We start from the raw sequence: 18,101 nt of genomic DNA, 5'->3' as shown, positions 1-18,101 counted from the left end.
GAAAGCAGATGTTCCCCACCCCGATTCAGAAACGCAGCCGCGCAACGCAGATCACCTATCAGACACTGCTGCCGCTGGCGTTGATCATGTGGCTGCTGCCCTTGCTGGCTGTCATGCTGTTTTCGGTCCGGCCGCTCAGTGATTTTACCAACGGCAACTATTGGGGCATTCCGTCGTCTTTCGACCTCTTTGCCAATTATGGCCGGGTGTTCTTTGAATCCGACATGCCGCGCTACCTGCTGAACTCAGTCTTCATCACCGTGCCCACGGTGATCGGCGCAGTGGCGCTGTCCTGCATGACCGGCTTTGCACTTGGTATCTACCGGTTCCGGGGCAATCTGCTGATCTTCTTCATGTTCATCGCGGGCAACTTCGTGCCCTTCCAGATCCTGATGGTCCCTGTGCGTGACCTGACCGTGTCGACCGGGCTTTATGATACCAAGACAGGGCTGGTTCTGTTCCACATCGCGTTCCAGACCGGGTTCTGCACTCTGTTCATGCGCAACTTCATCCGGGCGCTTCCCTATGAACTGATCGAGGCCGCGCGGGTCGAGGGTGTCGCCGAATGGCGCATCTTCTGGTACGTGGTTCTGCCCCTCATGCGTCCCGCCATCGCGGCGCTGTCCGTGCTGATCTTCACCTTCATCTGGAACGATTACTTCTGGGCCATCGTCCTGACCCAAGGCCCGGATGCGCAGCCGGTCACGGCAGGCATCACAAGCTTCAACAGCCAGTTCGTGGCGCAGTATCACTTGATGAGCGCAGGCAGCATCGTCGCCGCCATCCCGCCCGTCGCCATGTTCTTCGCCATGCAACGCCACTTCATCGCAGGTCTTACTCTCGGAGCTGTCAAATGACCAAACTCACCTTTATCGGGGCGGGTTCCACCATCTTCATGCGCAATATTGTGGGCGATATGCTCCACTTCGAGGCGCTACGCGACGCAGAGATTGCGCTGATGGATATCGATCCTGACAGGCTGGCTGAATCCGAACAGCTCGCCCGCCGCATGATTGCGACCATGGGGACAGGCGCCACCATCACCACCCACACCGACCAGCGCCGCGCCCTGGAGGGGGCCGATTTCGTTGTCACCGCCTTCCAGATCGGCGGCTACGATCCCTGCACCATCACCGATTTCGAACTGCCAAAGGCCTATGGCCTGCGCCAGACCATCGCCGACACGCTTGGGGTGGGGGGCATCATGCGCGGCCTGCGCACCGTGCCGCACCTGTGGAAGGTGGCCGAGGACATGGCCGCCGTCTGCCCCGATGCGCTGCTGATGCAATATGTGAACCCCATGGCGATCAACACATGGGCGCTGGCCGAACGCTTCCCGCAGATCCGTCAGGTGGGCCTGTGCCATTCCGTCCAGAACACAGTGCAGGAACTGGCCCACGATCTCGACATGGCGGAATCGGACATCCGCTACAAGGTTGCGGGTGTGAACCACGTTGCCTTCTTCCTTCGGCTGGAGGACTCGACAGGTGCCTCGCTCTACCCGCGCCTGCGAAACGGCTACCGCGCCGGGCACCTACCCAAGCCGCCGCTTCTCATGCCCCGCTGCGCCAACAAGGTCCGCTATGACGTGATGGATCATCTGGGCTATTTCTGCACGGAAAGCAGCGAGCACCTGGCCGAGTATGTCCCGTGGTTCATCAAGGATGGCCGTGAGGACCTGATCGAGCAATTCAGTATCCCGCTCGATGAATACCCCAAGCGCTGCATCGAACAGGTGGCGGAGTGGAAGACCCAGGCCGCCGAACTGGCGCAGCAGGCCAGCATTGACGTGCCCAAAAGCCACGAGTTTGCCGCCGAGATGATGAACGCCATCGTCACCGACCGCCCCTTCACTGCCTATGGCAACCTGCCCAACCGGGGCCAGATCCCGCAATTGCCCATGGGTGCGGCGGTCGAAACCCCCTGCCTTGTGGACATGAACGGCGTGCAACCCTCGGTCGTTGCGGACATCCCGCCGCAGCTGTTGGCCCTGATGCGCAGCCAGATAAACGTGCAGGAACTGACGGTGCGCGCCCTGCTGGACGAGAACCCCGAACATATCTACCACGCGGCTATGATGGACCCGCACACCGCCGCCGAACTGGACTTGCGCCAGATCCGGTCGCTCGTCGATGATCTGCTGGCCGCCCATGGCGACTGGCTGCCCGCATGGGCGCGGGTGAAAAAAGCGGCCTGAGGGCCAGAACGGAAGACCGACGATGACCAAGACGAGACGCAGCGCAGCATGGTACGGCAAGCTCGACCGCGACGGGTTCATTCACCGCAGCTGGATGAAGAACCAGGGCTTCCCCGATCACGCGTTCGATGGTCGTCCCATTATTGGCATCTGCAACACCTGGTCCGAACTCACCCCTTGCAACTCCGGCCTGCGCGACCTTGCCGAAGGCGTCAAGCGCGGTGTGTGGGAGGCGGGCGGCTTCCCCGTCGAATTCCCGGTCATGAGCCTTGGCGAAACCCAGATGAAGCCCACGGCAATGCTGTTCCGCAATCTGCTGGCGATGGATGTGGAGGAATCGATCCGCGCCTATGGCATCGACGGCGTCGTGCTGCTTGGCGGTTGTGACAAGACCACTCCGGGTCAGCTGATGGGGGCGGCGTCCGTCGACCTGCCCACCATCGTTGTCAGCTCCGGCCCGATGCTGAACGGCAAATGGAAGGGTGACGATATAGGCTCCGGCACGGACGTGTGGAAATTCTCCGAGGCCGTGCGCGCGGGCGACATGACCTTGCAGGACTTCATGGCCGCCGAGTCCGGCATGAGCCGTTCCAAGGGCGTGTGCATGACCATGGGCACCGCCTCCACCATGGCCTCTCTCGTCGAGGCTATGGGCATGTGCCTGCCCACCAATGCGGCCCTTCCCGCCGTCGACAGCCGCCGCATGGCGTTGGCTCACCTGACGGGCAAACGCATCGTTGAAATGGTCGACGAGGACATAAAGCCGTCTGACGTGCTCACCCGCGAAGCCTTCGAAAACGCAATCCTCGCCAATGCCGCCGTGGGCGGATCGACCAACGCCGTGGTGCACCTTTTGGCCATCGCGGGCCGGGTCGGCGTGGACCTGACACTGAAGGATTTCGAACTGGGCGGCGACATTCCCCTGCTGGTGAACTGCATGCCCTCGGGCAAGTACCTGATGGAGGATTTCTGCTACGCCGGTGGCATGCCCGTGGTGCTGCACGAACTGGGCGACCGGTTGCGCACCGCCAAAACCGTCCTCGGTGGCGATATCTCCGCCTATGCGGACGGAGCCGAATGCTACAACCGCGACGTGATCCGCGCTTTCGACGATCCGCTGAAACCAGCGGCGGGCCTGCGCGTGCTGCGCGGCAACCTCGCCCCCGACGGCGCGATCATCAAGCCCTCTGCCGCGACCGATGCGCTGCTGGAACACGAAGGCGAGGCCTATGTCTTCGAGTCGATCGAGGACTTCAAAGACAATGTTGACCGTGATGACCTGCTCGTGACGCCCGAAACGATCCTCGTGCTCAAGGGCTGCGGCCCCAAAGGCTATCCCGGTATGCCCGAGGTCGGCAACATGCCGATCCCCAAGAAGCTCGTCCAGCAGGGCGTGCGCGACATGGTCCGCGTCTCCGATGCCCGCATGTCCGGCACCGCCTATGGCACCGTGGTCCTCCACGTCTCGCCCGAGGCGCAAGCCGGCGGTGCGCTGGCGCTGGTGAAAACCGGTGACCGTATCCGCCTCTCCGCCTCCGAAGGCCGGCTCGAACTGCTCATCTCTGACGAAGAACTCGCCAACCGCCGCGCGGCATGGCAGCCCGACCCGCCGCATTACACGCGTGGCTACGCCAAGATGTATGTCGATCACGTTCTACAGGCCGACAAGGGCGCCGATCTCGACTTTCTCGTCGGCAAGGACACCCGCCCAGTCACCCGCGAAAGCCACTGACCGCCCCCTTTCTTCTTGGTAAAAATACTCCCGCCGGAGGCATCCAGCCCTCTCAGCCACCACAGCAGCCGATGCAATGCACACCCCGATCCGATATCCCGTGGCAACGCGGCCCGACGAGGCCTCCGGCGCAAGCCGGGGGTTGAGGAGGGCCGCTCACGGATCGACGCCGGCAGGCGGCGAAACCGCAAAACGCCTGCACGGGGAGTGTACGCCTGATGCACGTGGGGGCGCCCCCATTTTCGAAGGATAAGAACAGATGACACACCCGACCTATCCCGACCTTCAGGGCGCCTCCGTTTTCATCACCGGCGGCGGCTCCGGTATTGGCGCGGCCCTGACCGAGGGCTTCCTCCGACAAGGGGCGAAAGTGGCTTTCGTGCAGCGTTCCGACGCCTCCGCCTTTGTCGATGAGATGGCGGCAAGCACCGGGAATCGCCCGCTTTTCCTGCCCTGCGACATCACCGATATCGCGGCGTTCCAAGGCGCGATCGCACAGGCCGCCGAAGCTCATGGCCCCCTCGATGTGCTCGTGAACAACGCCGCTAACGACAAGCGCCACACGACCGAGGAGGTGACGGAAGAGTTCTGGGACTGGTCCCAGTCGATCAATCTCAAGGCCTATTTCTTCGCCTGCCAAGCTGCCGCCAAGCATATGAAAGAAAACGGAAAAGGCGCGATCATCAACTTCTCGTCGATCTCCTACATGATGGGCAATGCAGGCTATCCCGCCTACACCACGGCCAATGGTGGCATCACCGCCATGACCCGTAGCCTTGCCCGCGAACTCGGCCCTGACCGCATTCGCGTCAACGCGCTGGCGCCGGGCTGGGTTCTGACCCAGAAACAAAAAGACCTTTGGGTCACGCCCGAAGGTCTCGCTGCCCATCTGGACCGTCAGTGCCTGAAGGATACACTGGCTCCCGAAGACATCGTCGGCGGCACGCTGTTCCTCGCCTCCGACAGTGCGAAAATGATGACAGGTCAGGTGCTTGTGATAGACGGCGGGGTCGTGGTGACGGGATGACAAGGGCAGATTGGATCGCGGTCGACTGGGGCACCTCGCATCTGCGCGCATGGGCCATCAGCGCAAGTGGCGCGGTGCTGGACAAGGCGGCGTCAGCGGACGGCATGGGAGGCCTCTCCCAGGCCGAGTTCGAACCGGCCCTCCTGCGCCTTATCAACCCCTGGCTGAATGACCAACCAACTCCCGTCATCGCCTGCGGCATGGTCGGCGCGAAACAGGGCTGGGTCGAGGCCCCCTATCGCACCGTCCCCTGCAAACCCGGCGAGGCCGCGCCGATCATGCCCGCCACGCGGGACAGCCGCATCAAACTCCACATCCTGCCCGGCGTCAGTCAGGACAGCCCCGCCGACGTGATGCGCGGGGAAGAGACACAGACCGCTGGAGTCATTCACGAGAACCCGCATTTTGACGGCATCCTTTGCCTGCCGGGAACGCACACGAAATGGATTCACATCTCGGCGGAAGAGATTGTCAGTTTCCGCACCGCCATGACCGGAGAGCTGTTCGCTCTGCTTTCGCAGCATTCGGTCCTGCGCCATTCCGTGGGCGGTCAGGAATTCGATCGCGAAACGTTTGACGTCGCCGTCGCGGAAACTCTGTCCCGCCCGGAACGCCTCGCGCAATCGCTATTCACCATCCGCGCCGAAGGGCTCTTGCACGGCCAGTCCAACGCTGCCGCGAAGGGCCGCCTTTCCGGCCTGCTGATCGGCGCGGAACTGGCTGCCGCGAGGCCGTATTGGCTTGGCCAGCAGGTTCTGATTGGAGGCGCGCCTGCGCTTGTGGCACTCTATGCGCGGGCGCTCGAAACCCAAGGGGTTCATTGCCTGACCCGCGACGCGGAAACCCTGACCCTTGCGGGGCTGCGCCTCGCCCATGCAAAGCTGACGGAGGCCCCATGAGCCGCCCTATCATCGCCATTCTGCGCGGGATCACCCCGCCCGAGGCTGAGCCCATCACCGAGGCGTTGATCGCTGCGGGAGTCACTCGGATCGAGGTGCCGCTCAATTCCCCCGAACCCCTGGAAAGTATCGCTGTTATGGCTCGTGCTTTCGGCGATCATGCCCTGATCGGCGCGGGTACGGTCACAGCCGCCGACGAGGTGAGGGAAGTGGCCGATGCGGGCGGGCGGCTGATCGTGTCGCCCAATACAGACACGGCAGTGATTTCCGAAACCAAGCGCCTTGGATTGCAGAGTTTCCCCGGCGCGATGACCCCGACCGAGTGTTTCGCGGCGCTCAGGGCTGGGGCGGATGGGCTGAAGATCTTCCCGGCAAGCCTGCTCGGCCCCGGCGGCGTCAAGGCCATCCGCGCGGTGCTGCCCAAAGGAACGCAGGTCTATGCGGTCGGTGGTGCCGGGCCGGAGAATTTTGCCGAGTGGTGGAAAGCAGGTGTTGACGGGTTCGGGATTGGCACCGCGCTTTATACGCCCGGCTTGTCTGCCGATGATATCAGCCGCCGTGCGACGGCACTGGTCACAGCCTTCGACGAGGCCACCTCATGACCGTGCAGGTCTTCGACTCCCACCCCTGTGAATTGGGTGAGGGGCCTCTCTGGCACCCGGAACGCGGGCAGCTTTTCTGGTTTGATATCATGGGCAAGCGGCTGCTGACATCGGGGCGGGACTGGGTATTCGACCGCCATGTCTCCGCCGCCGGATGGGTGAGGCGGGACGCTTTGCTGGTCGCCACGGAAACGGATCTGATCCGGCTGAACCTCGAAACAGGTGCGCAAGATACCGTTGCACACTTGGAGGCCGACAACCCGGTGACGCGTTCGAATGATGGCCGCGCCGACCCTTGGGGCGGATTCTGGATCGGCACCATGGGAAAGCAGGCGGAACCGGGTGCGGGTGCGATCTGGCGCTACTATCGGGGAGAGCTTCGGCGGCTTTTCGATCGGATCACCATCTCGAATGCGATCTGTTTTGCACCGGATGGCAGCTACGCCCATTTCGCGGACACGGCGCCGGGAAAGGTCTGGCGACAGCGCCTGTCGGAAAAGGATGGTTGGCCAGTGGGGGAGCCTGAGATCTTTCTCGATCATGGCCCAGATGGACCCAACCCCGATGGGGCCGTGCTGGATGCCGAGGGAAATTTGTGGTGCGCTGAATGGGGTTCTTCGCGGGTTCGGGCCTATGCGCCTGACGGCAGCGTCCTGCGCGACGTGCACTTGCCCGTGTCGCAGCCCTCTTGCCCCGCATTTGGCGGGCCCGACCTGCGCGACCTCTACGTGACAACCGCGCGGCAAGACCTGTCGTCCGAGGCGCTTTCCGAAGAGCCGCTGGCCGGGCAGGTCTTTGTCGCCGCCGATATCGCCCAAGGACAACGTGAACACGAGGTCATCCTGTGAAACGTACGCTCGGAACCTGTTACTACCCTGAACATTGGCCAGAGGCCCAGTGGCAGGAGGACGCCGCACGCATGGCGGAACTTGGTCTGACCTGGATCCGCATCGGTGAATTTGCATGGTCGCGGCTGGAGCCCACGCCGGGCGATCTGCGCTTCGACTGGCTTGACCGGGCGATTGAAACGCTTGGGGCGGCAGGGCTTAAGGTTGTTCTGGGAACCCCGACGGCAACGCCGCCGCGCTGGATGCTGGACAAGCACCCGGACATGCTGGCGGTGGATGCAGAAGGGCGCCCGCGCGGCTTTGGATCGCGCAGACATTACTGCTTCAGCCATGCAGGCTACCGCGAAGAAAGCGCGCGCATCACCCGGCTGCTGGCGGACCGCTACGGGGCTAATCCTTATGTCGCTGCGTGGCAGACGGACAATGAATATGGCTGCCACGATACGGTTTTATCCTATTCCGACGCCGCGCGGGTGGCGTTCCAGGCGTGGTGCAAGGATCGCTACGGCACCATCGAGGCGCTGAACGAGGCCTGGGGCAATGTCTTTTGGTCGATGGAGTATCAGAGCTTCGATCAGATCGGCCTGCCCAACCTGACGGTGACGGAACCTAACCCGGCCCAAGGTCTCGCCTTCCGCCGCTTCAGTTCGGACCAGGTGGCACGGTTCAATGCCGTGCAGGTTGATATCATACGTGCCCATTCCGACGCGCCAATTTCCCACAATTACATGGGCCGGATCACCGAGTTCGACCATTACGACACCGGTCGCCAGATGGAGATTGCCACCTGGGACAGTTACCCGATGGGGTTCCTGGAGGACCGGGTCGAGGCTGATGACACCCACAAACGGCGCTACTCGCAGCAGGGCGACCCGGATTTCCAAGCCTTCCACCACGACCTCTACCGCACCGTTGGGAATGGCCGCTGGTGGGTTATGGAACAGCAGCCCGGCCCGGTGAACTGGGCGCCCTACAACCCCACGCCACTGCCCGGGATGGCGCGCCTTTGGGCGTGGGAGGCGTTTGCGCATGGAGCCGAGGCGGTGTGCTATTTCCGCTGGCGCCAAGTCCCCTTTGCCCAGGAACAGATGCATGCCGGAATGTTGCGCCCCGACAGCCAGCCCGCGCAGGCTTATCACGAGGCCACGCAAGTGGTCCGGGAACTGGCGGGGCTGCCAGAGGTAGAGGCGGCGCAAGCCCCGGTGGCGCTGGTTTTCGACTACGCGGCGCAATGGGCTTGGGCCGTGCAGCCGCAGGGGCAGGGACAGGATTATTTCCGATTGGTGTTCGAAACCTACAGAGCGCTGCGCAAGCTTGGCCAGTCGGTCGATATTCTTCCGCCGGATACGGCTGAGCTGACTGGCTACAAGCTGGTTTTGGCCCCCGGCGCGGTGACGCTATCGGAGCCCTTCAAGGCAGCGATTGCCGCCCATGACGGGCCGGTGATCCTTGGCCCCCGGACCAATGCCAAGACAGCCGAGATGCATATCCCCGTGCCTTTGCCGCCCGCGATCCGCGGTCTTGATGTGACCGTGGCGCGCGTGGAGTCACTGCGCCCTGACACGCCCCGGCCTGTCGAAGGTGGTGGACATGTGCAGCTTTGGCAGGAGGAATTGGAGGGTCAGGCAGAGGTCACACTGCGTTGCACGGACGGTCAGCCGGTGGCCATGACGAATGGGCGTATCACCTACTTGGGCGGATGGCTGGACCCGGAGGCCATGGGCGTCTTTCTGCGCGATGTGCTTGCAGCTGCCGGGATCGAGGTGACCGACATGCCCGGTGGCCTGCGCCGCCGTAAAGCCGGTCAAACCGAATTCCTGATCAACTACGATCCCGAACCGCAAACATGGGACGGCGTGACCGTTCCTGCTGCGGGGGTCACCTGGCGTTAGAAATCAACCGACACGCCGGGCAGGTTTAGCGTCTTCATCAGGTCGCGCAGTTCCTGCCGGGCGGCAAGGTTCGAGATATTCAGCCGGTCCACGCCCATGGCGCGCAAATCAAGCAGCGTCATGCCAGAGGGGAACAGCTCTCGGAAGATCACCCGCTCGCTCATGCCCGGTGCCACGCGAAACCCGATGCGGCGTGACAGGTTGGTCAGCGCCTCGCCCACCTTGCGCTTGTTGTGCATCATCTGTGCCCCCAAGCGGTTGCGCACGACGATCCAGTCGATGGGTTTCAGTCCGGCCTTGGCGCGCAACTGGCGGGAATGCCAGACCATCTCGGAATAGACCGACGGCCCCTTGATCTCGTAGGTTTCCGGGTCAATCCGGGCCAAGAGGTCGAAATCAACGAAGCTGTCGTTCATCGGCGTGACCAGCGTATCAGCCAGCGAATGGGCCACCTGGCTAAGACGGGTATGCGAACCGGGGCAGTCGATGACAATGAAATCGCAGCGTGGATCGAGATCGGCAACGGCGGCGGACAGGCGGCGATCATAGATGTTTTCATCAGGTCCGAGCGTCGCCGGGTCGATTTCCGGCAGTTCGATCAGGAAAGGCGTGGCCAAGTCCAGTTCCCGCGCGGTGATCGTATTCTGACGGTTTTCCAGGTAGCGCCCGAATGTGCGTTGCCGCAGGTCCAGATCCAACCCGCCAACACGATGCCCGAGATGGGCAAGCGCAGTGGCCACATGCATGGCGGTGGTCGACTTGCCTGACCCACCCTTTTCATTGCCGAAAACGATAATATGCGCCACCGGTGTCCCCTTCGCGGTCTTGGTCTCGTTTGCCCTCATTTCGTGGGGCAAATCGGTTAGGGCGCAATATACGGGGTTAAGCGGGTGGTGTTAAGCGCGAATGACCCGGCAATCAGCCCATTGCGGGGAATGCCCTGTGAAACGCTGTTTTTCCGGATGGGCTGAACTGGATGACGCGGCTGTTCGGCACGCGCCGGGCCCATCCGCGGGCAAGCATCATGTCAAGCAACGCCTGGCCCAGTCCACCCGCCAAATGGCTGCGCCGTTCGCTCCAGTCCAGGCAGGCGCGGCAGATCGGGCGGCGGGAGGATTGCAGTGCGGGGATGTCGAGGCCAAGGGTTGTAAGATGCGTGGCACCCGCGTCGGTGACGACTGGAAATTCGGGGTCATCCCGCAACCAGCCCTGAGCGAGCAAGCGGTCATAAAGCAGGATGCCCATGTCCCCCGCCAGATGGTCATAACACACCCGCGCTTCACGCATTGCCTGATCTCGCGGGCCGGTCCGGGTGCGCAGATGACCGGTGCCAGCCGCAAGACCCATCAGCGCCTCCAGCGTTTCAGCCACCTGATCGCTGGCCAGGCTTGCGTATTTGTGACGCCCCTGTCGGCGTATCTGAAGCAGCCCGCCATCCTCCAGCTTCGCCAGATGCGTGCTGGCGGTTTGCAGGGTCACGCCCGCCTCCGCCGCCAGTTCCGTCGCGGTCAGGGCCTTGCCGCTCATCAATTCGGTCAGCATGTTGGCGCGGGCAGGGTCGCCGATTAGGGCGGCGATGCGGGCGATGTCGGGTCCGTCTTTCATAGTTCGACCGTAGCCGAAGCATTCGCGTGTGGCAACCGATATGCTTCGGGCAATATCGAACCATGAAGGAAAAACCATGCTGACCTGCGTGATCCGCTATCAGATTGACCCGACCAAGAAAGCCCAGTTCGAAACCTATGCGCAGAACTGGGGACAGGCAATTCCGCGCTGCGGGGCCGATCTGATCGGCTATTTCGCACCGCATGAGGGATCGTCAACCCTGGCCTATGGCATTTACAACATCGAAAGCCTCGCGGCCTATGAGGCCTATCGGCAAAGACTGATGGGCGACCCGCTCGGGCAGGAAAACTATGCGTTTGCGCAGCGGGAAAAGTTCCTGTTGCGAGAGGACCGGACCTTTCTGAAGCTGGCTTCCGCCCCGCATGGGGACCGCCCATGATCGCGGTGATTTTTGAGGTTATCCCTGCCGAGGGGCAACGTGATCGCTATCTCGACATTGCGGCGGGTCTGCGGGCCGAGCTGGATGCAGTCGAAGGGTTCCTCTCGGTCGAACGGTTCGAAAGCCTGACCGAGCCCGGCAAGCTGCTGTCACTGTCCTTCTTTGAGAATGAGGCGGCGGTGGTCCGCTGGAGAACGCTCCACCAACACCGCTCGGCTCAGGCAGCGGGCCGTGGTGGCGTCTTTAGGGACTATCGCCTCCGGGTCGCCCATGTTGTTCGCGACTATGGGTTGACCGACCGGAATGAGGCACCCGAGGACAGTCGCGCTGTGAATGGCTGACCCCAAAGAAAAACGCCGCCCCGATAAAGGGCGGCGTTTCCAAAATCCGAATGGCGTCCAGGCTCAGAAGCCGAGGCCTTCGTACTTCTTCTTGAACTTCGACACGCGGCCACCGGTGTCCATCAGGCGCGAGGTGCCGCCGGTCCATGCCGGGTGAACGGTGGGGTCGATGTCCAGCGACAGCTGATCGCCCTCGGCGCCCCAGGTGGATTTCATCTGGATGATGGTGCCGTCGGTCATTTTGACGTCGATCAGGTGATAATCGGGATGGGTGTCTTTTTTCATGGTCCCGTTCCTTACGCTTCAGCGCCAGCTTTGGGCTTGTAGTTGGAAACTTCCGCGATACGGGCGGATTTACCGCGACGCGAACGCAGATAGTACAGCTTGGCACGACGCACGCGGCCACGGCGCACGACGGTGATGCTGTCGATATTGGTCGAGTGCAGCGGGAACACACGCTCCACGCCTTCGCCGAAGGAAATCTTGCGAACGGTGAACGACCCGGCAATGCCCGATCCGTTCTTGCGCGCGATGCAGACGCCTTCGTAGTTCTGCACACGGCTGCGCGTGCCTTCGGTCACTTTGTAACCAACGCGGATGGTGTCACCCGCCTTGAAATCCGGAATGTCTTTGCCAAGCGCAGCGACCTGCTCGGCATCCAGCTGTGCGATAATATCCATCGCAGCTCTCCATTTCTGATCGTGGTTTGCCCACGAATGTGATGTCCGCCTCAGAGCTCTTGGTCTTCTTCCGGGTTCGCCATGGCGCCCGCCAGAGATCAGGTCGTCTTTCCTTTGTGGCGTCTTGCGGGGCAGGATCGTAAGGCGAAGCCGAAGAAAGCCCCGCTGCAACCTGTCCTGCCAATAGCAAAACGGCCCCGAGTCGGATTTCCGACCGGGACGGGCGGGGTATAGGCGGGAAGGGGGGCGGGATCAAGGGGCCTGTTTGCTACAGTGTCGCAAATGGAAAAGCCCCGTGCGCTGAACGAATGCTAGCCCGGACCGACGTAGAAGGAAACGGAGACCGTGCCATGGCTGAGACGCAGATTGCCTGTGACCTGCTGGTGATTGGCGGTGGTACGGCGGGCTTCGGCGCGGCGGTCACTGCGGCGCGTCAGGGGCTGTCGGTGCGGGTGGTCGAGGCTGGTGCCCGGCTAGGCGGTGTGATGGCCTTTTGCCATGGTATGCCCTGGGGTGGAGGGTTCCCTTGTGACGTGTCGATTGGCGGAGTGTTCGAGGAGCTGACGGACAGGCTGGCTGCGCAGACCCCTCCTGCCGCCGAGAAACGCTATTCCACCTTGGAAAATTTCGGGGCGGAGGTGATCTATGACCCCGACATGGCACAGATCGAGATGTTCGCAATGCTGGAGGAGGCAGGCGTTCTTCTGCATCTGAACACATTGGTGGAGGCCCCGGTGATGGAGGGCGACCGGATTGCCGCCGTCACCGCGATGGATCGACGAGGGGCTTTGGCCTTTCGGCCCAGAGTGGTCGTTGATGCCTCTGGTGACGGGCATATCGCGGCGCAGGCCGGAGTGCCCTTTGATCTGGGGGACGCCAGCGGCAAGATGATGGGCGTGACGCTGTCCTTTCTGCTGGTGAACGCGCCTTGGGATCAGGTTTTTGCCGAGGGGGATCCTTATTTTACACGTTATGCGGAGCAGGGCGTGGCCCAAGGGCGGCTGCACCCGGACCTCGCGCAGCTATACATGATGAAAGGGTTTCATTCCGGCACGGTCTTCTGCAACTCGGTCATCATCCGCAACGTGGATGGCACGGATCCTGCCGCCGTCGCCCGCGCCACGCAGGAGGGTCGCCGCCGCGTGGCGCAGCTTGTGGCGTTTCTGCGCGATGAGGTGCCGGGGTTTGAAAACGCCTGGATGACCGCGCTTGGCCCGACCGTTGGCGTCCGTGAAACGCGCAAGCTGCATGGGATGCACCGATTGACGGGGGCAGAGGTCGCCGCCGCCACCAAGTTCCATGACGGGATCGTCGCCTGTTCGAACCCGGTTGATGACGTGATGCGCGGCGAAGCTGGTGCGATGACGCATGATGCGGCGTTGGAAGAAGGCTTTTACACGCTGCCCTTCCGGGCCCTGGTGCCGGAGCGGATAGAGAACCTGATGTTTGCGGGCCGCAATGTCTCGGCTGATCCGGTGGCCTTTGCCTCGATCAGGGGGATGCCGCAATGCATGGCCATGGGGCAGGCAACAGGCAATGCCACGGCGCTGGTTCTGGCTGGGAACGGCCCCGTACAGGCATTGGACCCGGTGCGTGTCGTTGCCGCGATGCAGGCGCAGGGGGTGCGCGGGCTGGCTGGACAGGGGCTGCGCGCCTAGGCGCTATTCCTCCAGCAGACGCACGAGCTCGCTATAGCTATAACTTTGTTCGATATGGCCCATGTCACCGGCTACGAAGCGGGGGTCAGAGGCCAGGCAGCCGATTCCGCAGATCTGTCGGGTGATCATGTCTTCGGTGTCGATATACCAAAGCCGCCCGCCAGGGGTGGCGACCCAACCGTCGATCCCCTCTTCCTCGTCACCTTCCATATCGTCGCCGCTTGGCACCTCGTTGTAGTAGTCCGGGGAATATGCGCCGTGGGTATGGTAGGAGGCGGTGATAACCGCGATGTTGGCGGGATCGTCCGACAGGCACGAGCCTTCGTCGCCCCGTGTCGCCCGAGAGGCAACCAGCTGTCCGTCATCGTCCAACCCAACATAGCCGCAATATTCTACATTCTCGCGAAACGAGATCGGCTGAATCTGTGCAAAGACCTGCCGGATCAGCGCCTCTTCGGCAGCGGATTGGGCGGCAGCAGGAAGCGGGGCAAGCAGCAGGCAGGACAAGAGGACGGTACGCATGGGATAGCCTTTGATCGAACAACATTCGGCAAAGCCTAGCCGGGGCTACGTGGCTTGCAAAGCGGTCAGTTCTTGTCCTTGCGAGCCTGATAAGCGGCCCAGAGATCTGGCCTGCGCTCCTGCGTGAGCGTTTCGGATTGCTCTTTGCGCCAGGCCTCGATCCTGCCATGGTGTCCCGACAGCAGAACCTCGGGAATCTCGCGACCTTCCCAGACGGCGGGCTTGGTGTATTGCGGATGTTCCAGCAGCCCGTCAGAGAAGCTTTCCTCCTCGGTCGAAGCCTGATTGCCCAGAACATTGGGAATCAAGCGCACAGTCGCGTCAATTACGGTTTGCGCCGCGATCTCTCCGCCTGTCAGAACGAAATCCCCGATCGAAATTTCTTCCATTCCGAAATGGTCGATCACCCGCTGATCCACCCCTTCGAACCGACCACATAGCAGTGTCATCCCTTCGGCCTGCGAAAAGCGCTGCGCGTCGGCTTGGGTGAAGGGCTTGCCTCGGGGGCTAAGGTAAACGCGCGGCCAGCGCACCGGATCGTCCGGCGTTCCGCTAGAGGCCATGCGCATCGCCCGCCCCAGAACATCGGGCCGCATCACAAGACCCGCCCCGCCACCGGCAGGCGTGTCATCGACGTTGCGATGCTTGCCCGCCCCGAAAATGCGCAGGTCGATCGGTTCCAGCGCCCACAACCCATGTTGCAACGCCTTACCTGTCAAAGACGCGCCAAGAACGCCGGGAAAGACCTCTGGGAACAGGGTCAATACCTTGGCCGTCCAGGCCCCTTTCAGGCGTGGGGTCGGCGTCATCAGATCGCGGGGCTTCAGGCTGGCGCTGATCGACAGTCGGCCGTGGGATTTGGAGGGTGTGTCTGACATGGGCCAAGGGGTTACCCGCAAGCGTCGTGCGATACAATAGACGCTGCTTGGGATAGGTCATCGGATCGTTGTCACATGCCTGGTGCCGCCAATCTTCACAGGGGCTGCTGAGATCGGACAGAGCACCTACTACGTTGCCAAATGATCGGGTGCGCAATGTCCACCAGATGAACTGCGGAACGGTGGATAAACGCCTTGCGGATTGTCGTGATATGACGCGAATGACCCGGTGTTCAGCGACTGAATTCGGCTCTGATTTTGTCTTGCGTGTGTGACGTTGAGCGATTAAAGCACATGCGGCGTCGCCGATCTGGTTCCAACTGGTGGATCGTGCCATTCATCAAGAAGCGGGCCTGCCCGTGAATGGCCTTCAAAACCAGTTCCTTACAGGTGACGCGCCGGAACGAGCAGGGCACTGCTTGGACCACATGAGAGAGGGATGCCGCTGTAGCTCAGCTGGTAGAGCACGTCATTCGTAATGATGGGGTCGGGGGTTCGAGTCCCTTCAGCGGCACCATTCCTCTTCCCGAACAATTCGCCCAGGACGAATGTGCAGTCTGAAGCATGTGTGAAACGCGTGTTGTCGACTGGGTCATGTAGGCGCGCTATCGCCAGTTTATCGCGTGCGGCGGTACGCGTTTCGAAAGCGGCGCTGGCTATACCTGTGGCTCTGGCTGCAGGGCAGGCTGTTTGCCAACCTGCCCCGTTTTGTTTGCCTAGTTTGCAGAATTGCGGGTGGTTTCCCTGGCTTCCGCATCATCAATCACTTCGCCCATGTCGGGCATAACGTGACCGGGTGCGTGCGGGTCGTTTTCCTCGATCTCCGCGTCTGCGCTGTCGTCCTCCGCATCGAGTACAGTTTCGGCTTCGACGATCTCTGGCTCCGCATCCGAGCTTTCTGGCACGTCCCGGCGATCCTCCAAAGCTCCGACGATCAGCGGCAGCATCTGGGCGGTTCCGGCAAAGGCGGACTCGCTTTGCGGGGCTTCCGCCCAAGCCAGCGTGTCGAAGCTGTCGCAATGTTCGCAAACCGGTTGCCAGGTGGCATGGACATGGCCGCAGTTTTCGCAGGTCCATTGCGGCCCGCGCGAGGCGGTGATGGCTTTGGCCAACCAGCCGCGCACGACGCGATCCTCACCGCCTTCGCCGCGTTCGATCGCCGCCATGATGGTCAGCGACCGGGCCGTGGGGGAGGTTTCGGGCAGATCGCCAAGTGCCTTGCGGGCGGCGGCGTAGTCTTCTGCTGCGATATGCAGTTCCGCCTCCAGCAGCTTCACCTCCGGATCAGCGGGGTGCTTGGCCAGCAGCACGCGGAAACGTTTGATGCGGGCGGCGGGGGTTTCCTCGGGTTCGATACTGGCGAAGGCCGCGGCCAGGTCGGGATGCGGGGCGGCGTCCCAGGCCTTTCGGATCACACGGGTGGCGATCTTGGGTTTACCCTCTTCGATGGCCATACGGGCAGCCATGACGGCGGCGGGCACCAGATCAGGGGACAAGCGGTTGGCTTCGGTGGCCTCTTTGCTTGCGGCTTCGATCTTGCCTTCAGCCAAGGCATCACGGGCATCGGCCAGAGCCAGAACCGCGTCGCGGCGCTTGTGGACGTCGCGGGGCAGGGAACCGGCCTTGAGCTTGGCGGCAAGGGTTTTGCGCGCGCCGGCCCAGTCCTCGTGTCCGGCCTGCAGGGTCAACAGAGTGTCCTGCACCTCGTTATGCTGCGGACGCAGGGCAAAGGCCTTTTCAGCCAGCTTCAGGGCGGTATCGGTATCGCCGCTGTCGAGCTTTTGCTTCATCAGCCCACGAATGCCGACAAAGCGGGTGGTGTCATCGGCCAGAAGCTTCTTGTAGGTCTCGGTTGCCTTGGCGGTGTCGCCTGCCATCTCGGCGGCCTGCGCCACCAGTAGATTGGTCAGTTCAGGGCGCTTCAGATAGCCCTCGGCGCGTTCGGCCTTGCGGATCGCCAGCCGCCCCTCGCCAGAGGCCAGCGCCAACATGCCCTCGGACAAGGCCTGATAGCCCTTGCGTTCGGCCCGGCGGTTGAAATAGCGGGAAATGGCGGTTTCGTCCCCGTTGAGAAACCGGATCGTTGCGACAAGCAGACCCAGAAGCCGCAGCGCAATATAGACCAGCAGCAGAAGCAGGACAGCGGCCACAACGCCCGACAGAGGTGTCAGCGCGAATTCGCGGCCTGCGACTGTGATCAGCAGCATGGAATCGGATTCCAGGAGGAAGCCGACGCCAAAGGCCGCTGCGACCACGACGGTCAGGAAGATGATGATTTTGAGGACCGACCAGAGAAGCATGTTGGTCCCCCTTAGTTCGCAGCATCGAGCGAAGCGGCGAAGGCGTCCATCGCCTCCATCGCGGCGATGCGGGTTTGGGCAGAGGCCATCCAATCGGCCATTTCGGCCTGTGCATCAGCGGGCAGGGTCTCTACTTCCGCGACGGTGCCGGAAAGGTCTCCGGCGCGCAGCGCAGCCTCGGCGCGGGATAGAACGGCGTCAGGGCTGTCGCCCTCCTGCGGCTCAAGTGACCGGCCCCCGACCTGGCTTTGCAGGAACGCGGTGACACGGTTCATGGTGCCTTCGCCTGCGGTCTCGCGGATGGCAATGGGAAGCGCGGCACGAGCAGCGGCGGGGAAAGTGGATTGCAGTTCTTCCAGCGTCGGAACACCGGTTTCTGCAGTGGCGGCAAGCGCCTCGGGCATGTCAACGCCCGCGCCATCCGCGACATCGGCCAGCGCCCCGGCAAAGGGTGCACCTGTTGCCACTGCGATACGCAGCTGGCCAAGCGCGGCCTGGGCGGTGGCGTTGCCGACGCGGG

Annotated in this window: 19 protein-coding genes and 1 tRNA gene; 12 read left to right on the top strand and 8 right to left on the bottom strand. The window is 62.6% G+C overall.

Features of this window, described 5'->3' with window-relative positions:
• The first annotated feature begins 8 nt into the window (after positions 1-8).
• From ACROHD_RS13000 to ACROHD_RS12965, 8 genes are all read left to right on the top strand, one after another.
• Positions 9-857 carry a carbohydrate ABC transporter permease gene (locus tag ACROHD_RS13000; RefSeq protein WP_432678402.1) on the top strand — a complete coding sequence of 283 codons (849 nt, stop codon included), beginning with the start codon at positions 9-11 and terminating at the stop codon, positions 855-857.
• Positions 854-2,197 carry an alpha-glucosidase/alpha-galactosidase gene (locus ACROHD_RS12995; protein WP_432678399.1) on the top strand — a complete coding sequence of 448 codons (1,344 nt, stop codon included), beginning with the start codon at positions 854-856 and terminating at the stop codon, positions 2,195-2,197. Before ACROHD_RS13000 ends, ACROHD_RS12995 begins: the two co-directional genes overlap by 4 nt.
• 22 nt (positions 2,198-2,219) lie before the next feature.
• Positions 2,220-3,929 (top strand): IlvD/Edd family dehydratase, encoded by a 1,710-nt coding sequence (locus tag ACROHD_RS12990; protein WP_432678396.1) that lies wholly within the window; start codon positions 2,220-2,222, stop codon positions 3,927-3,929.
• A 259-nt stretch (positions 3,930-4,188) separates the two neighbouring features.
• Entirely contained in the window at positions 4,189-4,956 is a 768-nt protein-coding gene (locus tag ACROHD_RS12985; RefSeq protein WP_432678394.1) for an SDR family NAD(P)-dependent oxidoreductase, read from the top strand.
• Positions 4,953-5,855 carry a 2-dehydro-3-deoxygalactonokinase gene (locus ACROHD_RS12980; RefSeq protein ID WP_432678392.1) on the top strand — a complete coding sequence of 301 codons (903 nt, stop codon included), beginning with the start codon at positions 4,953-4,955 and terminating at the stop codon, positions 5,853-5,855. Before ACROHD_RS12985 ends, ACROHD_RS12980 begins: the two co-directional genes overlap by 4 nt.
• Entirely contained in the window at positions 5,852-6,457 is a 606-nt protein-coding gene (locus ACROHD_RS12975; RefSeq protein ID WP_432678390.1) for a 2-dehydro-3-deoxy-6-phosphogalactonate aldolase, read from the top strand. Before ACROHD_RS12980 ends, ACROHD_RS12975 begins: the two co-directional genes overlap by 4 nt.
• A complete protein-coding gene (locus ACROHD_RS12970; protein WP_432678388.1) occupies positions 6,454-7,305 on the top strand; it encodes an SMP-30/gluconolactonase/LRE family protein in 852 nt (283 codons plus the stop codon). Before ACROHD_RS12975 ends, ACROHD_RS12970 begins: the two co-directional genes overlap by 4 nt.
• Positions 7,302-9,197 (top strand): beta-galactosidase, encoded by a 1,896-nt coding sequence (locus ACROHD_RS12965; protein WP_432678386.1) that lies wholly within the window; start codon positions 7,302-7,304, stop codon positions 9,195-9,197. The genes ACROHD_RS12970 and ACROHD_RS12965 overlap by 4 nt, the downstream gene beginning before the upstream one ends.
• Here the strand turns inward: ACROHD_RS12965 and ACROHD_RS12960 are convergent.
• Together ACROHD_RS12960 and ACROHD_RS12955 are read right to left on the bottom strand one after the other, a co-directional pair.
• On the bottom strand, positions 9,194-10,003 hold the full coding sequence (locus tag ACROHD_RS12960) for a division plane positioning ATPase MipZ (protein ID WP_432678501.1): 810 nt from the start codon (positions 10,001-10,003) through the stop codon (positions 9,194-9,196). The genes ACROHD_RS12965 and ACROHD_RS12960 overlap by 4 nt on opposite strands.
• 112 nt (positions 10,004-10,115) lie before the next feature.
• Positions 10,116-10,802, bottom strand: a complete 687-nt coding sequence (locus ACROHD_RS12955) for an ArsR/SmtB family transcription factor (RefSeq protein WP_432678383.1) — start codon at positions 10,800-10,802, stop codon at positions 10,116-10,118.
• Between the two features lie 76 nt (positions 10,803-10,878).
• Here ACROHD_RS12955 and ACROHD_RS12950 point away from each other — a divergent pair, with 76 nt between their 5' ends.
• Both ACROHD_RS12950 and ACROHD_RS12945 read left to right on the top strand, forming a co-directional pair.
• Entirely contained in the window at positions 10,879-11,202 is a 324-nt protein-coding gene (locus tag ACROHD_RS12950; RefSeq protein ID WP_432678381.1) for an NIPSNAP family protein, read from the top strand.
• Positions 11,199-11,543 carry an antibiotic biosynthesis monooxygenase family protein gene (locus ACROHD_RS12945; protein ID WP_432678378.1) on the top strand — a complete coding sequence of 115 codons (345 nt, stop codon included), beginning with the start codon at positions 11,199-11,201 and terminating at the stop codon, positions 11,541-11,543. Before ACROHD_RS12950 ends, ACROHD_RS12945 begins: the two co-directional genes overlap by 4 nt.
• Before the next feature lie 63 nt (positions 11,544-11,606).
• On the opposite strand, the gene rpmE is transcribed toward ACROHD_RS12945, so the two are convergent.
• Both rpmE and rplS read right to left on the bottom strand, forming a co-directional pair.
• The gene (gene rpmE, locus ACROHD_RS12940; RefSeq protein ID WP_071691256.1) at positions 11,607-11,828 is read right to left on the bottom strand and encodes a 50S ribosomal protein L31; all 222 of its coding nucleotides are present in this window, start codon (positions 11,826-11,828) and stop codon (positions 11,607-11,609) included.
• Between the two features lie 11 nt (positions 11,829-11,839).
• Positions 11,840-12,223, bottom strand: a complete 384-nt coding sequence (rplS, locus tag ACROHD_RS12935; RefSeq protein WP_432678377.1) for a 50S ribosomal protein L19 — start codon at positions 12,221-12,223, stop codon at positions 11,840-11,842.
• Between the two features lie 350 nt (positions 12,224-12,573).
• On the opposite strand from rplS, the gene ACROHD_RS12930 reads away from it, so the two are divergent.
• Positions 12,574-13,881: an FAD-dependent oxidoreductase gene (locus tag ACROHD_RS12930; protein WP_432678375.1), complete on the top strand. Its 1,308-nt coding sequence runs from the start codon at positions 12,574-12,576 to the stop codon at positions 13,879-13,881.
• Positions 13,882-13,884: 3 nt separating this feature from the next.
• On the opposite strand, the gene ACROHD_RS12925 is transcribed toward ACROHD_RS12930, so the two are convergent.
• Positions 13,885-14,403, bottom strand: a complete 519-nt coding sequence (locus tag ACROHD_RS12925; protein WP_432678372.1) for a DUF4329 domain-containing protein — start codon at positions 14,401-14,403, stop codon at positions 13,885-13,887.
• A 65-nt stretch (positions 14,404-14,468) separates the two neighbouring features.
• Complete coding sequence (gene trmD / locus ACROHD_RS12920; protein WP_432678371.1) at positions 14,469-15,281, bottom strand: tRNA (guanosine(37)-N1)-methyltransferase TrmD; 813 nt, start codon at positions 15,279-15,281, stop codon at positions 14,469-14,471.
• Positions 15,282-15,722: 441 nt separating this feature from the next.
• Here trmD and ACROHD_RS12915 point away from each other — a divergent pair.
• A tRNA-Thr gene (locus ACROHD_RS12915) sits at positions 15,723-15,798 on the top strand.
• A gap of 199 nt (positions 15,799-15,997) precedes the next feature.
• Here the strand turns inward: ACROHD_RS12915 and ACROHD_RS12910 are convergent.
• A complete protein-coding gene (locus ACROHD_RS12910; protein ID WP_432678370.1) occupies positions 15,998-17,581 on the bottom strand; it encodes a heme biosynthesis protein HemY in 1,584 nt (527 codons plus the stop codon).
• Between the two features lie 11 nt (positions 17,582-17,592).
• Positions 17,593-18,101 (bottom strand): COG4223 family protein (locus ACROHD_RS12905; protein ID WP_432678367.1); only part of this gene is annotated, 509 nt, incomplete at its 5' end.

It is taken from the genome of Nioella aestuarii, assembly GCF_050896395.1.
Lineage (GTDB): Bacteria > Pseudomonadota > Alphaproteobacteria > Rhodobacterales > Rhodobacteraceae > Nioella > Nioella aestuarii.
The sequence above is the reverse complement of the archived record's forward strand: the minus strand, read 5'-3'. Positions and strand labels throughout refer to the sequence as shown.